This is a genomic window from Streptomyces sp. NPDC030893, assembly GCF_055571535.1.
In genome coordinates, this window is the sequence record NZ_JBVIFC010000012.1 from 75,009 (window position 1) to 90,644 (window position 15,636).

14 protein-coding genes and 1 pseudogene are annotated in these 15,636 nt (G+C 73.8%); 8 read left to right on the forward strand and 7 right to left on the reverse strand.

All coding sequences use genetic code 11. From position 1 onward, the window contains the following. The first annotated feature begins 78 nt into the window (after window positions 1–78). Both ACZ434_RS22250 and ACZ434_RS22255 read left to right on the forward strand, forming a co-directional pair. Window positions 79–519, forward strand: a complete 441-nt coding sequence (locus ACZ434_RS22250; RefSeq protein ID WP_468458434.1) for an SPW repeat protein — start codon at window positions 79–81, stop codon at window positions 517–519. A gap of 130 nt (window positions 520–649) precedes the next feature. Further along, entirely contained in the window at window positions 650–913 is a 264-nt protein-coding gene (locus tag ACZ434_RS22255; RefSeq protein WP_468458436.1) for a GlsB/YeaQ/YmgE family stress response membrane protein, read from the forward strand. 13 nt (window positions 914–926) lie between these two features. Here the strand turns inward: ACZ434_RS22255 and ACZ434_RS22260 are convergent, their stop codons facing one another. Beyond that, complete coding sequence (locus tag ACZ434_RS22260; RefSeq protein ID WP_468458438.1) at window positions 927–1,886, reverse strand: SDR family oxidoreductase; 960 nt, start codon at window positions 1,884–1,886, stop codon at window positions 927–929. 129 nt (window positions 1,887–2,015) lie between these two features. Continuing rightward, window positions 2,016–2,798, reverse strand: a complete 783-nt coding sequence (locus ACZ434_RS22265) for a GNAT family N-acetyltransferase (protein ID WP_468458440.1) — start codon at window positions 2,796–2,798, stop codon at window positions 2,016–2,018. Window positions 2,799–2,882: 84 nt separating this feature from the next. Between ACZ434_RS22265 and ACZ434_RS22270 the strand changes: the two genes are divergently transcribed. After that, window positions 2,883–3,368 carry a nucleoside deaminase gene (locus tag ACZ434_RS22270; RefSeq protein ID WP_468458442.1) on the forward strand — a complete coding sequence of 162 codons (486 nt, stop codon included), beginning with the start codon at window positions 2,883–2,885 and terminating at the stop codon, window positions 3,366–3,368. A gap of 109 nt (window positions 3,369–3,477) precedes the next feature. Here the strand turns inward: ACZ434_RS22270 and ACZ434_RS22275 are convergent, their stop codons facing one another. Then, window positions 3,478–4,128: a chaplin gene (locus ACZ434_RS22275; protein WP_468458444.1), complete on the reverse strand. Its 651-nt coding sequence runs from the start codon at window positions 4,126–4,128 to the stop codon at window positions 3,478–3,480. 288 nt (window positions 4,129–4,416) lie between these two features. Between ACZ434_RS22275 and ACZ434_RS22280 the strand changes: the two genes are divergently transcribed. Next, complete coding sequence (locus tag ACZ434_RS22280) at window positions 4,417–6,030, forward strand: alpha/beta hydrolase (RefSeq protein WP_468458446.1); 1,614 nt, start codon at window positions 4,417–4,419, stop codon at window positions 6,028–6,030. 255 nt (window positions 6,031–6,285) lie between these two features. Here the strand turns inward: ACZ434_RS22280 and ACZ434_RS22285 are convergent, their stop codons facing one another. Further along, window positions 6,286–6,420, reverse strand: a complete 135-nt coding sequence (locus ACZ434_RS22285) for a hypothetical protein (protein ID WP_468458448.1) — start codon at window positions 6,418–6,420, stop codon at window positions 6,286–6,288. A gap of 116 nt (window positions 6,421–6,536) precedes the next feature. Here ACZ434_RS22285 and ACZ434_RS22290 point away from each other — a divergent pair, with 116 nt between their 5' ends. Together ACZ434_RS22290 and ACZ434_RS22295 are read left to right on the forward strand one after the other, a co-directional pair. Then, the gene (locus ACZ434_RS22290; RefSeq protein ID WP_468458450.1) at window positions 6,537–7,634 is read left to right on the forward strand and encodes a baeRF3 domain-containing protein; all 1,098 of its coding nucleotides are present in this window, start codon (window positions 6,537–6,539) and stop codon (window positions 7,632–7,634) included. 295 nt (window positions 7,635–7,929) lie between these two features. Next, window positions 7,930–9,360, forward strand: coding sequence for a PP2C family protein-serine/threonine phosphatase (locus ACZ434_RS22295; RefSeq protein WP_468458452.1), 1,431 nt, complete (start codon window positions 7,930–7,932; stop codon window positions 9,358–9,360). A gap of 24 nt (window positions 9,361–9,384) precedes the next feature. Here ACZ434_RS22295 and ACZ434_RS22300 read toward each other — a convergent pair whose 3' ends face one another. After that, entirely contained in the window at window positions 9,385–10,875 is a 1,491-nt protein-coding gene (locus ACZ434_RS22300) for a DNA-binding protein NsdB (protein ID WP_468458454.1), read from the reverse strand. Window positions 10,876–11,110: 235 nt separating this feature from the next. Between ACZ434_RS22300 and ACZ434_RS22305 the strand changes: the two genes are divergently transcribed. After that, window positions 11,111–12,238 (forward strand): aminoglycoside phosphotransferase family protein, encoded by a 1,128-nt coding sequence (locus ACZ434_RS22305; RefSeq protein WP_468458456.1) that lies wholly within the window; start codon window positions 11,111–11,113, stop codon window positions 12,236–12,238. A gap of 148 nt (window positions 12,239–12,386) precedes the next feature. After that, window positions 12,387–14,348 (forward strand): N-acetylmuramoyl-L-alanine amidase, encoded by a 1,962-nt coding sequence (locus tag ACZ434_RS22310; protein ID WP_468458459.1) that lies wholly within the window; start codon window positions 12,387–12,389, stop codon window positions 14,346–14,348. A gap of 55 nt (window positions 14,349–14,403) precedes the next feature. Here ACZ434_RS22310 and ACZ434_RS22315 read toward each other — a convergent pair whose 3' ends face one another. Continuing rightward, the gene (locus ACZ434_RS22315) at window positions 14,404–14,901 is read right to left on the reverse strand and encodes a hypothetical protein (RefSeq protein ID WP_468458461.1); all 498 of its coding nucleotides are present in this window, start codon (window positions 14,899–14,901) and stop codon (window positions 14,404–14,406) included. Between the two features lie 62 nt (window positions 14,902–14,963). Next, window positions 14,964–15,560, reverse strand: a pseudogene (locus ACZ434_RS22320) (CGNR zinc finger domain-containing protein); the annotation flags it as partial. Window positions 15,561–15,636 lie beyond the last annotated feature (76 nt).

A 15,636-nucleotide genomic window follows, 5' to 3' on the forward strand; every position in this document is an offset into this window, starting at 1 on the left:
AAGTACAGAATGGGAGGGCGCGGCATTTACCGCACACCGCAAGAAGCGGTCAGGCCCGCCAGTCGAAGGAGACGACTCATGGCCAACGTCTCGCACTCGCGCAGCGACATCACGAGCCACCCCGACGCACCGGAGATGCGGGCACGGTACGACCGCATGCTCGGCGGTCGCGATGTGGCCCTCGTGGACGGTCCGGTGTTCCTGCTCGGCCTCTACTGCGCGGTGTCCCCGTGGATCCTCCACTACACGACGAGCCAGCCCGCCCTCGTGACGCACAACCTCATCGTGGGCATCGCGATCGGACTGCTCGCCCTCGGGTTCACCGCGGCCCCGGCCCGCATGTACGGCCTCAGCTGGGCCATGTGCGCCCTGGGCGTGTGGATGATCATCTCGCCGTGGATCGTCGGCAGCAGTCCTGACGCCGGCGTCATCTGGAACAACGTCGTCATCGGCGCCCTCGCCGTGGTGCTCGGCGCGGTCTGCGCCGCGACGGCAGCCAGGACGGCGCCCAAGCCGTAGGCCCGCGGCGAAAGGAGAGCGGGGTGCCGGTCCGCGTCAGCCGCGGGCCGGCCCTTTCGTGCCCGTGCCGGACTGTCCGTCCGCCGAGGGGGCAGACGCACTGCAGCGGAGAACCTGAGGAAGGGGCGAGATGGAGATCGACGGCATCATCAGTGCCATCGTCATCGGTATTGTCATCGGCATTCTGGGCCGGCTCGTGGTCCCGGGCCGTCAGCGCATCGGGATCCTGTGGACGATCCTCGTCGGCATCATCGCCGCGCTCATCGGTTCGGCGATCGCCGCGGCCTTCGGGGTGGCCGACACCAAGGGCGTCGACTGGGTGGAGTGGCTGATCCAGATCGGCCTCGCCGCGGTGGGCGTGGTCGCGCTGGACCGGGCGAAGTCCGGCCGCTGACGCCTGCGTCCCGTCAGAGGCGGGACAGCCACTGCCCGTACCAGGCCACCGTCTCGTCCACGGTCTCTTCGAGCGGCGTCGGCGCCATGCCGAAGGCCCGCTCGAAGGCCGAGGAGTCCACGATCTGCGGTTCGGTGTGCTGGTAGAACATCTCGGCGTACTCGGCCATGAACACCTCGTCGAACGGGCCGAAGGCACGCGGCTCCCCGAGGACCACGACGTTCAGCGGGCGGCCGGTCCGCTTCTCGATCATGGCGTGGATCTCGCGGGTGCTCACGGCGGGCGCCGTGGGCAGATGCCAGGCCCGGCCGTCCCCTTCGGGCCGTTCGCCGAGCGTGGCCAGACCGGCGGCCACGTCCCCGATGGCGGTGCAGCTGTGCGGCAGGTCGACGTCACCCAGGGCCAGCACCTCGCCGCCGGTGAGGGCGCCCGGGAACAGGGCCCCGCCGAAGGTGGAGTTGAGCACCCCCGGGCCGATGAAGTCGGCCGAACGGCCGAGGACCACCCGGGCGCGGCCCTCGCGGTGCGCGGCCAGATAGCGCTCGTCCAGGTCGGCGCGCATCCGGCCCTTGCGGCCGGTCGCCCGCCAGGGAGTGTCCTCGGTCATCACCGCGCCCCCCGTCTCGCCGTACGGGTAGAGGCTGTCGAGGACGACGAGCCGGGCGCCGGACGCCTCGACGGCTTCGAGCACCCGCTCCTGGATCGCGGGCATCACCTCGACCTGGAGGTGATAGGCGACGTTGACGCAGTGGTACACGACGGCCGCGCCCTCGACGGCCGCCCGTGCGCCGTCGGCGGTGCCGACATCGGCCGCGTACCGCCGGACCCCCTCGAGCCGGGGTCCCTCGCCCTTGCGGTCGACGAGACGGACGGGGTGGCCCCGGCGGACGAGTTCGAGAGCGAGGGAGGTTCCGGCGGGGCCGGATCCGAGGACGGTGTGCAAGGGGCGGGAGCCGGACGTGACAGGGGACATGAGGGCCTCCTCGGCAGGGGACGCGACCGGCCTTCTAACAGGGCATCGCAACTGTTAGAGACTATAACTAGAGGAACTGCCACTAGCAAGCACGGGACTTCGCAAGCAGTCGCGGGGGCGGGCCGCCCGTTACCGTCCGGGCGTGTACACGTACGGCGTCGTCGTGGTCAGGGCGGCGAAACCGAGGCGTTCGAGAATGGGGCGGCTGTCGGCGGAGGCGTCCACCTGGAGGTAGCGGTAGCCGCGATCGGCGGCGATACGGGCCCGGTGGGCCACCAGGGCGCGGTAGACGCCCCGTCCTCGCCAGTCCCGTACGGTGCCGCCGCCCCACAGCCCGGCGAACCGGGTGCCCGGCGTCAGTTCCATACGGGCCGCGCTCACCGGCTCGTCCCCGGCCAGGGCGAGCAGGGCGACGATGGTGTCGGGGCAGGCGGTGAGCCGCTCCAGCAGCCGGCTGCGGAACCGGGAGGCGTCGGCACCGAAGGCCTTCTCGTGCACCTCCGCCATCAGATCGACGCCCGCCCGGTCGGTGACGGGCACGATGCGCACGCCCTCGGGCGGCCGGGCGCCGGAGGTGACTCCCGTGGTCTCGCCGACCATCAGCGTCTCGTCCGGCTCCGGCGTGAACCCGGCCGCCAGGAGCCGCCGCCCGAGGTCCGCCGGCAGGTCATGGCCGTACAGCTTCCACTCGAACTCGCGCCCGAGACCGGTGAAGTACGCGATCTGCTCCGCGATCATCGCGTCGGCGTCCCTCACCTCCGGGTCGGACCGGAGGACGCCGTTCCAGCCGTGCGCCGGGGCCGTCTGGCGCACCACGCCGCCGACGCGTTCGACCCGGGCGCCGGGGCCGTCGGGCGGCGCCCCCTCCCGCATGTCGCGGTCGAACAGGGCGAGCACGGCGGCGTTGTCCATGCCGGCGACTCCACCACGGGCCCCTGCCGGGAGCAACGGGATTAGGGTGGCGGTGGATCAAGGCCGTCGTGAGGAGGCAGCACCATGGTCGTGAAGGATGACGAACTGCCGTATCTGCGGCGCTGTGTGGAGCTGGCGGACGAGGCGCTGGCGTCCGGGGACGAGCCGTTCGGTTCGGTCCTGGTGGCCGGGGACGGCACGGTGCTCGCCGAGGACCACAACCGCGTGGCCTCCGGGGACCGCACCCGGCACCCGGAGTTCGAGCTGGCGCGCTGGGCGGCGGCGCACCTCTCCCCCGCCGAGCGGGCGGCGGCCACGGTGTACACCTCCGGCGAGCACTGTCCGATGTGCGCCGCCGCCCACGCCTGGGTGGGCCTCGGACGCATCGTGTACGCCGCCTCCTCCGAGCAGCTGGCGTCCTGGCTGGCGGAGCTGGGCGTGCCCGCCCCGCCGGTGCGGACGCTCCCCGTGTCCGAGGTCGCCCCGGGGGTCACCGTGGACGGGCCCGTCCCCGCGCTGTCCGAGGAGGTCAGGGAGCTGCACCGGCGCTTCCACCGCCGGCGGGGCTGACCCGCGGGCCCGCGTGCGCACCGTGCCGTCCGCACGCGAACGCGGCCGCGGGGCCCCGCTCCACCATGACGCCGGGACCCCGCAGGCCTTGGACCCTTCTCCGGTCCGCTCAGCCTCCCGCCCGCACCCGGGCGCGGCGGTAGAGGGCGACTCCGCCCAGGAAGAACGCCGCGCCGGTCGCGAGCACCGGCAGCGTCCGGTCGGCTCCCGTCTCGGCGAGAGCGACGGGCTCCTGCGCCTCCGTGTGCGGCGCCGGGGCGGGCAGGGTGCGCGGCGGCGCGGCGGGCTCGGGCCGCTCCGGGCTCCCGGGCCGCTCCCCGCCGGTGTTCGTGGAGGTGTTGCCGGCCGCGGCGTTGCCGGCGCCCACCACGTTCACGCTGTTGCCGCTGACGTTGACCGGGAGGTCCACGGGCAGCTGCACCCCGTTGCCGGACACGACGCCCGGGGAGCCGTGCGTCCCGCTCCCGGCCGTGGCCCCGGTGGAGGAGCCGCCGCTTGCGGAGCCACTGGCCGAGGAGGAGCCGGAGGCGCCCCGCTCCCCCTTGTCCTCGTTGACGCAGGTGTTGCCCGCGGCGGGGTTGAGAAGGCCCACCACGCTCACCGTGTTCCCGCACACGTTCACCGGGACGTGCACCGGGAGCTGGACGGTGTTCCCCGACACCACCCCGGGTGAGCCGGCCGCCGCACCGTCCGCCCCGGCGTCGGCGTACGCCGGCATCGTCATGGCCATCGCGCCCGACGCGGCGGCGACGGCGATCACACCGTTTCGGGTAACCCGTCTCATAGCTTCCCTGCCCTTCCCGACATGCTCGCGAGCGCTCGCCCGCACCGGATAGAACGCGACTGCGGCATCCGGGTTATGGCTCATCCGTATGCCGCAGCCGGTTCACCCCATCGGGGGCCGCGCCGCTCGAACTCCGGGCAAAGCCGTCGAACTCCCGGCGGACGAACACACGCGCCGGGCGCCCCCGGTCCGCCGACAGGCGAAGGCCCCGGCGCCCGCTTATGGTGGGCGAGGGCGCCGGTCGGAGCGCCCCTGGAGGCATCGATGCTGGTCAAGCTGTCCGAGCGACTCCGTCTCCGGCGGCGCGCGATGCGCCCCTCGGTCCGGCGCTGCGCGACGGCCGGAGCGGTCGGGCTGGCCCTGCTGGGCACCGGCCTGGCGGCGACCGGCCGCACCGACTCGGACCTCGACCGGTTCTACGACCAGAAGGTCACCTGGTCCGCGTGCGAGGGCATGGACCTGCCGGAGGACATGCAGTGCGGGAAGGTCACCGTTCCGCTCGACTACGCGGATCCCGGCGGGGACACCCTCGAACTGGCCCTCGCCCGCTACCGGGCGACCGACGACCCCCGCGGCTCGGTGGTGCTGAACTTCGGCGGCCCCGGCGGTTCCGGGGTGCTGGGACTGGCCCACGGCCGCAAGGACTTCCTGGGGCTGACCGACGACTACGACGTGGTCTCCTTCGACCCCCGCGGCGTCGGCCTCTCCGCACCGGTCAGCTGCGGCACCGACGCCACCCGTCAGGCGCTGGAGGCGACCGGCGGCGAGGAGGTGACCGATCCTCGCGAGACCCTGCGGCAGTTGCGCGAGGTGGCCGGCGAGTGCGCCGAGCACTCGGGTCCCGTCCTCGAGCACATCGGCACCGTGGACGTCGCCCGCGACCTGGACGTGATGCGCGCGGCGCTCGGCGACAAGAAGCTCAACTACCTGGGCTTCTCCTACGGGACCCGGCTGGGAGCGGTGTACGCGGCCCGGTTCCCGCGGAAGGTCGGGCGCATGGCGCTGGACGGCGTGGACACGCTGACCGAGCCGCTGGCCGAGCAGGGGCTGGCGAGCGCGCGGGGGCAGCAGACGGCGCTGGAGAACTTCCTCACGTGGTGCACCGCGGAACTCACCTGCCCGTTCGGGCAGGACGCGCGCGACGCCCGCACCCAGGTCGTGGAGCTGGTCGGCTCACTCGACGAGAACCCGGTACCGACCGACTTCGGTTACGAGTTCACCGGCCAGGACCTGGCGGGCGCCATCGCTCAGGGCCTCTACACCAAGGAGATGTGGCCCCTGCTGCAACGGGCGCTGGCCGAGCTCGTGGAGGACGGGGACACCAGCGGGGTGGAGGCCCTCGCGACCGGCGGTGCGGGGCTGCCCGCTCCGCGCGCCGACGAACCCCGCGCCGACGAACCCCTGGCGGACCCGGAGGACGTGCCGCTGGACAACCTGCCGGCGGCGCTGATGGCGGTGAACTGCGCGGACGACCCCGACCGCCCGGACGCCGAACGGCTGACCCGGGACCTGGCCCGGCTGCGGACCGCCTACGAGGACGCCTCACCGGTCTTCGGCCCGTACCGGCTCGCCCAGGTGATGCTCTGTTACGGCCGGCCCAAGGGCACCGACTACATCCGGGAGCGGGTCAAGGACCTCGACACACCGGAGATGCTGCTGGTCGGCACCCGCGGCGACCCCGCCACGCCGTACCGCTGGACAGTGGAGACGGCCGAGCGGCTCGGTCCCTCGGCCGTGGTGCTGGACAACCGCAACGAGGGCCACACCGGCTACGGCTCCTCCGACTGCGTCCACCGCAAGGTCGACGACTTCCTGCTGCACGGCTCCCTGCCGCCGAGCGGCAGTTCCTGCGGCTCCGAGAACGACGACCGCGTCTGACCGGCTGCCCGGAGCCCCCGGCAGCGCACCCGGCGCCGCCGCGCCGGGTGCGCGAACCAGCGCCGCCCCCACGCCGCCGATCCGTACGGCCACGAGGCCCCGGACCGGCGCGGTCCGGTGACCGCCCGCCGAGCGCCACCGGCGGCCCTGCGGACGGCCGCGCCGGCAGGGACGGTCCCGCGTTCCCCGTGCGGGTCCCGCGCGTCGCCCGTCGCGCGGCGGCAGTCGCGTTCCGCGCCGGGCGCGCCCCCGCGGTCACCTCGTCCGGGCGCTCGGCCGCAGCCCGTCGGCGCCGGCCGCGAACTCCTCGCGTCCGCGGGCCGGTTCCAGGGGCCCGGCCACGTCCCCGGTGCTCCCGCTCGCCTTGTCCCGGGTGGCCGGACGAGTCACCGGCGGTCGCTTCCCCGCCGGACACCGGCCGGGGCCGGAGTCGTCCCGGGCCGTGCGCGCATGCCGGGCACTCCGCACCAAATGCCGCACCACGCAATCCGCCCTATGGTGCTGTCATGGAGCACGATCTGAGTCCCGCGACCCTTGCCGAGCTTCGCCGTCCGCGCCCCTACCCCGCGGTGTCCGTGCTGACGCCGACGCACCGGCGCGATCCCCTCAACACCCAGGACGCCGTCCGCCTGCGCAACATGGTGGCCGAGGCCAAGAAGAAGCTCGAGGCCGACCCCGCCGTCACCAGGGACCGGCGCGCCGACGTGGCCCGCGAGCTCGACCGGGCCCTGACGGAGGTCGACCTGTCGCACACCGAGGACGGCCTGGTGATCTTCGCCGCTCCCGGCGAGCACCAGGTGTGGTCGCTCGCCCGCAGCGTCCCCGAGCGGGTCGTCCTCTCGGACACCTTCCTGACCCGCAACCTGGTCTCCGCCCACACGGCGGAGCGGCCGTTCTGGGTCCTGTCCGTGTCCGCCGACCGGGCCACCCTGTGGAGCGGCGGTGCGGACCGTGTCGTCGAGGAACGCGTCGGCGCCTTCCCGCTCGTCCGTGAGGAGCGGAACTTCGACCCCGAACGCCAGGAACGGGTCGGCGACCAGCCGAGCGCCTTCCGGGACGAGGACACCCGCCGGTTCCTGCGCGAGGCCGACGCGGCGATGGGCGACGTCCTGCGCCATCACCCGCGGCCGCTGTACGTCACCGGTGAGCCCGCCGCCCTGTCCCTGCTGGGCGAGGCGGGCAGCGCGGCGGTGAAGGACGCCGTGCACGTCCCGCACGGCGGGCTCGCGCACGGGACGCCCGAGGCGGTGTGGCAGGCCGTGCTGCCGGTCCTCGAGGAGGAGGCGCGCAGGAGCACCGAGGACGTGGCCAGGTCCCTGGGATCGGCCCGCGGGCGCAAGGAGTTCGCGGCCGGCGTCGACGAACTGTGGCAGAGCGCCCGGGAGGGCCGGGTCCGGCTGCTGGCGGTCGAGGAGAACTACCGGATCACGGTGCGCGACACCGGAGACCACCTGGTCGTCGCCGAGGACGGCGACCTGGACGCCCGCGAGGACATCGTGGACGAGATCGTCGAGCAGTGCCTGGAGACGGGCGCCGAGGTCCGCTTCGTCCCGGACGGCGCCCTCGGGGACGCGGACGGGATGGCCGCGGTCCTGCGGTACTGAGTGCGGGGCTACCCGCCGGTCACTCCGCGTACGAACACCCGAACGTCGAACGTGTGAGTGACCGGTTCTCCATGACCGACGACCCATCAGTTTCCTTGCGTACCATGGGAGTTGGGGCGCCAGAGGCGCCCCGTCCGCATACCTCCGGGTAACCTCGAGAAGACGGTGGCATATGCCGATGGCACCGCCTTGTCGGGTGTTGCCGAATCTCTTACGGGCCGTCGCGGGCTGTGCAACAGTCGTAACGGTCCCTCCGTCCGCCCGAAGGCCGTACCGTCCCGCATCGGAGTGCGTCATGCCGTCCCACCTCTCCGCGGACCGCCCAGCCGCCCAGCCGCCACCGGGCGGCCCGGTCGACGCGCTCATCTCGCAGACCCGGCGGCTCAAGGGCGACGTGGACGCAGTGCGGCGCGACACACCGGCCGACGCGACGGACCCGCGGGAGCGCTGGCGGCGCGCGCTGTACGACCTGGCGCTGCACCAACTGGACGATCTGGACCAACACTTGGCGCAGCTGCGGGACGACCCGCTGTCCGTGCCCGGTCATCCGTACGGTCCGGACCCGGCCGTCTCGCCCGTACCGCACCGGGACTCCCTGCTCAGCCGGGTCGGCAGCGCCGAGTGGAACCTGCTCACGGACGAGGTGAGCTGGTCCGGCGAGCTGTACCGCATCCTGGGCCGCGACCCGGCCGCACCCCCGCTCACCCTCGACGAACTGCCGTCGCTGGTGCTGGACGAGGACCGGTCCGGGCTGACCGCGATGGTCACCGGCTGTCTGGTCGACGGCCGGCCGATCGACGGGGAGTTCCGGGTCCTGCGCCCGCACGACGGCGTACGGACCGTGCACATGATGGGCGAACCGGTGCTCGGTGCCGACGGCAGCACCGCCTCGATGTGGGCGGTACTGCGCGACGTCAGCGAACTGCGCCGCTGCCGGCGGGCGGTGAGCGAGACCCGTGACTCGCTGCACCACCACCGGCATGACGCCGCGCGGACCGAGCACCGGCTCGCGGTCGAGCTGCAGGAGGCCGTGCTGCCGGCGTGGCGCGGCTCCCTGCGGCTCCCGCACGACGGGCCGCGGCCCCTGGACATCGCCGCCGCCGGCCTGCCGCCGTCGGCGCCCGCGCCGGTCGGTGGCGACTGGTACGACGCCCTGGCCCTGTCCGACGGCACCACGCTGCTCAGCGTCGGCGACCTGACCGGGCACGGGGTCGGCGCGGCGTCCGGCATGGCGATGCTGCTCGGCGCCGTGCGCGGCATGGCGATGACCGGCACCGAACCGGGCCCGATGCTCGCCTGCCTCAACCGGCTGCTGGACGCCGCCACCGTGCAGCCGGCCCTGGGCAGTGCCGTCTGCCTGCGCTACCGGCCCCTGACCCGCTCCCTGTCGTGGGCGCAGGCCGGACACCCCGCCCCGCTGCTGTTCCGCGGCGGGACGGGGCGGTCGCTGGACGCACCGCGGGGTGTGCTGCTCGGCGCCGCCTCGGGCTCCTCCTACGGGCAGGCGGAGGAGAGCCTGGAGGCCGGTGATCTGCTGCTGCTGCACACCGACGGGCTGGTGCCCGGGCAGGCCGGAGCCACCGCCGCGCACCGGCTCCTCGCACTCGCTCCCGTCTTCGCCGGGGCCCGCACCGCGCAGGACTGCGTCCGGGCCGTGGTACGGGAGTTCGGCGAGGGAGAGCGCGAGGACCACGCCTGTGTGATGGTGGCGCGGATCGCCGCATAGCCGAACCCCACGGGGGCCGGCCCCTCACGCCTGGGCGGTGCCGCCCTTGCCCCGGGGTTTGGGCAGCGCCAGCTCGATCTCCTCCCTGAGTTCCCGGATCCTCGGATACGAGGAGTACTCGGCGGTGAGCCGGTACATCTGACGCAGCCGGTCCCAGGTGCGGCGCGAGGAGTTCTGCCCCATCGACACCAGGGCGAGCCGCGCGAACCGGTCCGCCTGTTCGGGGTCGTCGGCGATGAAGCAGGCGGAGGCCATGGACAGGAAGTCGAAGATCTTGGACCTCTGCTGTGCCTCGACCCGGAGGGCCAGCGCCTTGTCCGCGTAGTGCTGGGCGTGCGCGGCGGCGTCCGGCTCGAACTCCGCGAGCGTCCGGTACGCCAGGGCCTGCATGCCGTACAGGTCCGCCTCGTTGAACAGCTGCATCCAGTTCGGCGGCGGCACGTCCCCCTTGTCGGAGACGAAGAGGTCCTCCGCCCGGCCCAGGGTGCGGCGCATCGCCTGCCCCTTGCCCAGGGACGCCTGCGCCCACGCCTCGATGGTGTGGAACATCGCGCGGGTGCGCGGCAGTACCTCCTCGCCCGAGCCGGACTGGGCGAGCTTCATCAGGTCCAGCGCCTCGTCGGGCCGGCCCAGGTGGACCATCTGACGGGCGGCCCGGGACAGCGCCTCACCGGCGCGCGGGCGGTCGCCGCCCTCCCGGGCCGCGTGGGCGGCGATGACGAAGTACTTCTGGGCCGTGGGTTCCATGCCGACGTCGTGGGACATCCAGCCGGCGAGCACGGCGAGGTTGGCGGCGACGCCCCACAGACGCCGCTGGAGATGGGGTGGGTGGTGGTAGGCGAGCATGCCGCCCACCTCGTTGAGCTGGCCGACCACCGCCTTGCGCTGGAGACCGCCGCCCCGGGCGGCGTCCCAGGCGCGGAACACCTCCACGGAACGCTCCAGCTCCTCGATCTCCTGCGAGCCGATGGGGGCCGCCTCGTAGCGGTCGTACCCGGCGGGGTCCGCGTGCAGGGGATCGTGGAGACGGGGAGCGTCGGCGGTCAGGGCCGGATCGGTGTGCAGCCAGTCGTGCATGGCGCTGCTGAGTGCGGAGCCCGCGGTGAGCGCGGCGCCCGCGCCCACCAAGCCGCGTCGGTTGAGCATGAGGTCCATTCCCGTGAATTCGGTGAGGACCTCGGCTGTCCGCTCGGGCGCCCACGGCACTCCGTCGGGATGTTCCGCACTCCCGGGGCGTGGCCGTTTCCCCGTACGCCCGTGCCGGACCAGACCGAGATCCTCGATGGTCACGACACGGCCGAGACGCTCGGTGAACAGAGCCGCCAGCACCCGCGGTACGGGATCGCGCGGGATCTCTCCCATGTCGATCCACCGCCGCACCCGGGAGGTGTCGGTCGACAGCTGGGGGTGGCCCATGGCCGCCGCCTGCCGGTTGACCAGCCTCGCGAGTTCGCCCTTGGACCAGCCGGCCAGGCCGAACAGGTCCGAGAGCCGGGTGTTGGGTTGTCCGCTCACGTCAAGCCCCCAGGTTCTCGGCTGAGTTGACAGTAGCCCGGTGCGGGTTGCCGGGCGACTATTCGCCAGGGTTCGCCAGGGTGCGCCAGATGGTGTGCCAGGGGCCATCCGGTGTCGAGTAGGAACGCGCCACCACGACCCCGTCGCCGCAGGGGCATTCCCCCAGGGTGCGCCCGGGCGGCCGGGCCGGGTGGTGCGCTGACGTCGCAGGCACACGAAGGGATCTGTATCACCCATGTACGCAGCATCGTCCTCCGTGTCCGCCCCGCCCCGGCCGCTGCGTCCGCGTCCGTCGGACAGCGGCCCCTACCTCTCCCCCGCGCGCCCGGCCGCCCCCGTCCTCGGCGCCGGCGGCGCACGGCGCACAGCGGGACCGGGCACCCAGCCGCTCAGCGGGAGGCTCGACCTGTCCGGCCCGCAGGGCGCCCAGTTGCGCACCGCGCTCGCCTCGGTGCACCGCATCTGTCCGGAGTTCACCCCGGTCCAGGTGCTGCGCCGCACCGGCAGGTCCGTCCTCCTGGTCGGCACCACGGGCCGGAGCACCGCGGTCGCCAAGTGCTTAGTGGACCACTCTCCCGCGTGGAGCGAGCGCATCCGCCATGAAATAGCGGCATACCGCTCGTTCGTCCGGCACCGCCCACCCGTGCGGGCGCCCCGGCTGATCGCGGCGGATCCGGACAACTGCACGCTGGTGATCGAGCGGCTGCCCGGCCGGGTGGCGGCACTCCAGCGGCACCCGGCGGAGGCACCGCCGCGGGCGGACATCAGGGCGGCACTCGGCGCGATCTGCCGGCTGAACTCCTGGCGGCCGCCGGCCGGGACGTTCGACGCGCCGCTGGACTACGCGGCCCGTATCTCCCGGTACCACGAGCTGGGGCTGCTCACCGACCGGGACCTCGGCGACCTGCAGAAGCTCCTGCACGGCATCGCGCTGGCGACCGGGCGGCAGGGCATGGGCCAGTTCTGTCACGGCGACGCGCTGCTGTCGAACATCCTGATCTCACCGGCCGGTCCGGTGCTGGTGGACTGGGAGCACGCGGGCTGGTACCTGCCCGGGTACGACCTGGCGACGCTGTGGTCGGTCCTCGGGGACGCGCCGGTGGCCCGGCGTCAGATCAGCCAGATCGCCCAGTCGGCGGGTCCCGCCTCGCGGGACGCGTTCCTGGTGAATCTGATGCTGGTGCTGACCCGGGAGATCCGCACCTACGAGACGGCGGTGCAGCGCTCGATGCAGGAGGCGGTACCGGCGGGGCATCCGGGCTCCGCCCACTCCGGTGAGGAGCAGCGGCTGCTGTTGCGGCGGCTGCACGACGACTGCCAGCTCGCCCGCAGGGCGGTTCGGGCGGCGGTGGGCACCCGCTAGCCTCCCGCGCGGGCGGGGGTGGTCGCGCGGCCCGGCGCGTGCGGGGTGCCTCCCCCGGAATTCGGGTTCTCCTGGGCATGATTGACGGATTGTCGGTCGGCCGGTACCACTGACAGGCACCGCACCGCTCGGCTCCGTACGGCGCGTCATGCTCCGCCCGGCCCAGGAGGCTGCATTGCGACAACCCCCCACCGCCCCCACCCGCGGCGCCCTCCGCACGCTCGCCGCGGTCGCCCTCACACTGCCCCTGCTGGGCGCCGCGCCCACCCCCGCCCCGCCGGGCACCGCCCGGCTCCAGCAGGCGTTCGCCGCCGCGTCCGCCGAGTACGGCGTGCCGCAGAGCGTGCTGCTGGGCGTCTCCTATCTGCAGTCCCGCTGGGACGCGCACGGCGGGGCCCCGAGCGTGACCGGCGGCTACGGGCCGATGCACCTCACGGACGCCCGCACCGCTCTCGCCGCGGCCGAGCACCACGGCGCGGGCACGGAGGACCCCCGCGGCGACGACGCCCGCCCACCCCTGCGGCCCGGGGCGCGGGCGCCGCGCACCGCCGGCCTGCCGGACCGGCTCACCACGCTTCCGCGGGCGGCCCGGCTGACCGGTCTGAGCTCCCAGCGGCTGCGCGAGGACCCGGCCGCGAACGTGGCGGGCGGCGCCGCACTGCTGGCCGAGGCACAGCGGCGGCTGGGTGAGCCGCCGAGCGGCGACCCGGCGGACTGGTACGCGGCGGTGGCGCTCTTCTCCGGCGCCGACGACACCGCGACCGCCGCGGCGTACGCGGACGACGTGTACGAGGTGATCCGCGCCGGTCAGGAGCGGGTCACGGACGCGGGGCAGCGGATCGCGCTGGCCGCCCGCCCGGGCCTCGCGCCCGACACCTCGGCCCTGGCCGGCGCCGGACTGCGCAGGACCTCCACCGCCGGGACGGAGTGCCCGAGGACGGTGTCGTGCGAGTGGATCCCGGCGCCCTACGAGGAGTTCGGGGACGGCGACTACGGCAACCACGACCGGGGGAACCGGCCCGCCTCGCAGTCGATCCGGTACATCGTCGTCCATGACACGGAGGGCGCCTGGGAGGGCGTCCTCGACATGGTGCAGGATCCCACCTATGTGTCCTGGCAGTACAGCCTGCGCTCCACGGACGGCCACATCGCCCAGCACGTGAAGGCGAAGGACGTGGCCTGGCACGCCGGCAACTGGTACGTCAACGCGGGCTCGATCGGTCTGGAGCACGAGGGTTTCCTGACGGAACCGGACGCCTGGTACACCGAGGCGATGTACCGGTCCTCGGCCCGGCTGGTGAAGTACCTCGCCAAGAAGTACGACATCCCGCTGGACCGGCAGCACATCCTCGGCCACGACACGGTGCCCGGGCCGACCACGGCCACCATCCCGGGCATGCACACCGACCCCGGACCGTACTGGGACTGGCGGCACTACTTCGAGCTGCTCGGCCGCCCCCTGAAGGCGACGGCCGGCAAGCACTCCGGCATCGTCACCATCCGGCCCGGCTACGCCGCCAACCGGCCGGTCTTCACCGGCTGCGGAAGCGCGGGCGAGCCCTGCGCCGCGCACGGGTCCAGCGCGGTGCGGCTGTACTCCGACCACGACGAGGGCTCCCCGCTGATCAGGGACATCGGCCTGGGCTCGGCCCCGACCACGGGGGTGAACGACCTGTCCTCGCGGGTCTCCACCGGTCAGCAGTACGCGGTCGCCGGCCGCTGGGGCGACTGGACCGCCATCTGGTACCTCGGCCGGAAGGCCTGGTTCAGGAACCCGGAGAAGCACCCCACCGCCGTGCCCGCGAAGGGCAGGGTCGTGACCCCGCGCGAGGGCCTCGACTCCGTGCCGGTGTACGGCAGGGCGTACCCGGAGAAGGAGGCCTACCCCGACGGCGTGCCGGCGCAGGCGGTGTCGCCGCTGCCGTACACGGTGCTGAAGGGCCAGAAGTACGTGACCGGGGGGAAGGTGCCCGGCGAGTACCTCTACGCGGTGACCTTCGACGAGGCCTCCCACCGGGTGGTGCGGGGCGAGGACCAGTACTACGGGATCCAGTTCGGCCACCGGATCGGCTTCGTGCGGGCGGCGGACGTGACCGTGTCGTCGTCGTAGCGGCGCGGCGGACGTGGCGAGGGGCCGGGTTCCCGCGGAACCCGGCCCTGAGGTGTCAGCCCTGCTGGAACAGCTCGGCGGGCAGTGGTTTGAGGAGAGCGTACAGGTCGTCGGTGATGGGGCGGTCCCAGGCGGCGATGGTCACCAGGACGTTGTCGCTGCGGTCGAACTGCACGCAGGAGATCCGGCCCTCGGAGAGCTTGACGCGGCGCACGATCAGCAGGTTGTCGCCCTGCATCACCGGCACGTCCTCGGTACCGACGACGGTCACCTCCTCGTCGTTCTCCAGCGCCAGCAGGAGCTGTCCGACCTCGAAGGGGACCTCGCCCTCGGAGACCTCCCGGGCCGGGGAGCCCTCGGGCAGATTCCCGATGATCATCGCGGGGCCGCGGCCGCCGAACAGGTCGTACCGCAGGAAGACACCCTGGCAGCTTCCGTCGGGGGCGGGCAGCAGCCCGGCGCCCAGGTTTCCGGGCCAGTCGCCCGGGTCCATGGCCAGAACGTCGAAGTCGGGCCCGGCGGGCGTGGCACTGCGGCGGCGGAGGAACGACATGCCGCCATGGTACGTGCCCGGACCGGTGTGCGGACGTTCGGGCGAGCCCGTCGGTGCTGTCCGGACCGCCGGTGCCGCTCCTGGTGCCGGGCCACCCGGGCACGGTTGCCGCAGGACGGTTTGCACCACTCCTGACGCGGGTGTTCCTTCAGGAAGTAGCGCACGCAGCGCGGGGCGTGGCAGGCGCGCAGCCGCTCCCGCTCCGGGCTCGCGAGGAACCCGATGGCGGCAGTCGCGAGGACGGCGGTCGGACGGTCCTCTCCGTCGGGGTCGGGCCGTCGCCGTACGACGGGGTCGCCGCCCTCGTCCCGGACCAGGACGGGGACGGTCGGGGTGCGGGCGGCCGCCTCGTTCAGGCGCCGCAGGGCCTCGGGGACGGTCAGCGGGCGGGTGGTGTCCGCGGGGCCGGGCCGGGCCGGCCGGACGGCGTGGGCGAAGAGGGTGCGCACGGCGGTGCGCAGGTCGCGGACGGCGGTGAGGCCGTGGGGGCCGGCCGTGCAGCGCCCGGTGCCGGGCAGCGTGTCGGGGCGGGCGTGCACCCAGGCGGTGAGGCCGGCGGGATCGGTCAGGTCGTCGGCGATCCCGCCGGTGCCGTCGTGGCGGATGGTGAGGGCGAGGTCCAGCGCGAGCCGGGCGTCCCTGCTGATCGGGTCCCGCATGCACCTGATGGTACGGGGCCCTCAGCCGTCGGCCGCCCGAGGGGGAACCGTGGGCCGCCCCGCCCCGCCCCGCCCG

Coding starts and splice junctions, on each gene's coding strand:
- ACZ434_RS22305 (WP_468458456.1), top strand. CDS start 11,111: ATGTACGCAGCATCGTCCTCCGTGTCCGCCCCGCCCCGGCCGCTGCGT.
- ACZ434_RS22295 (WP_468458452.1), top strand. CDS start 7,930: ATGCCGTCCCACCTCTCCGCGGACCGCCCAGCCGCCCAGCCGCCACCG.
- ACZ434_RS22270 (WP_468458442.1), top strand. CDS start 2,883: ATGGTCGTGAAGGATGACGAACTGCCGTATCTGCGGCGCTGTGTGGAG.
- ACZ434_RS22265 (WP_468458440.1), bottom strand. CDS start 2,798: ATGGACAACGCCGCCGTGCTCGCCCTGTTCGACCGCGACATGCGGGAG.
- ACZ434_RS22290 (WP_468458450.1), top strand. CDS start 6,537: ATGGAGCACGATCTGAGTCCCGCGACCCTTGCCGAGCTTCGCCGTCCG.
- ACZ434_RS22255 (WP_468458436.1), top strand. CDS start 650: ATGGAGATCGACGGCATCATCAGTGCCATCGTCATCGGTATTGTCATC.
- ACZ434_RS22280 (WP_468458446.1), top strand. CDS start 4,417: ATGCTGGTCAAGCTGTCCGAGCGACTCCGTCTCCGGCGGCGCGCGATG.
- ACZ434_RS22315 (WP_468458461.1), bottom strand. CDS start 14,901: ATGTCGTTCCTCCGCCGCCGCAGTGCCACGCCCGCCGGGCCCGACTTC.
- ACZ434_RS22310 (WP_468458459.1), top strand. CDS start 12,387: ATGCTCCGCCCGGCCCAGGAGGCTGCATTGCGACAACCCCCCACCGCC.
- ACZ434_RS22260 (WP_468458438.1), bottom strand. CDS start 1,886: ATGTCCCCTGTCACGTCCGGCTCCCGCCCCTTGCACACCGTCCTCGGA.
- ACZ434_RS22250 (WP_468458434.1), top strand. CDS start 79: ATGGCCAACGTCTCGCACTCGCGCAGCGACATCACGAGCCACCCCGAC.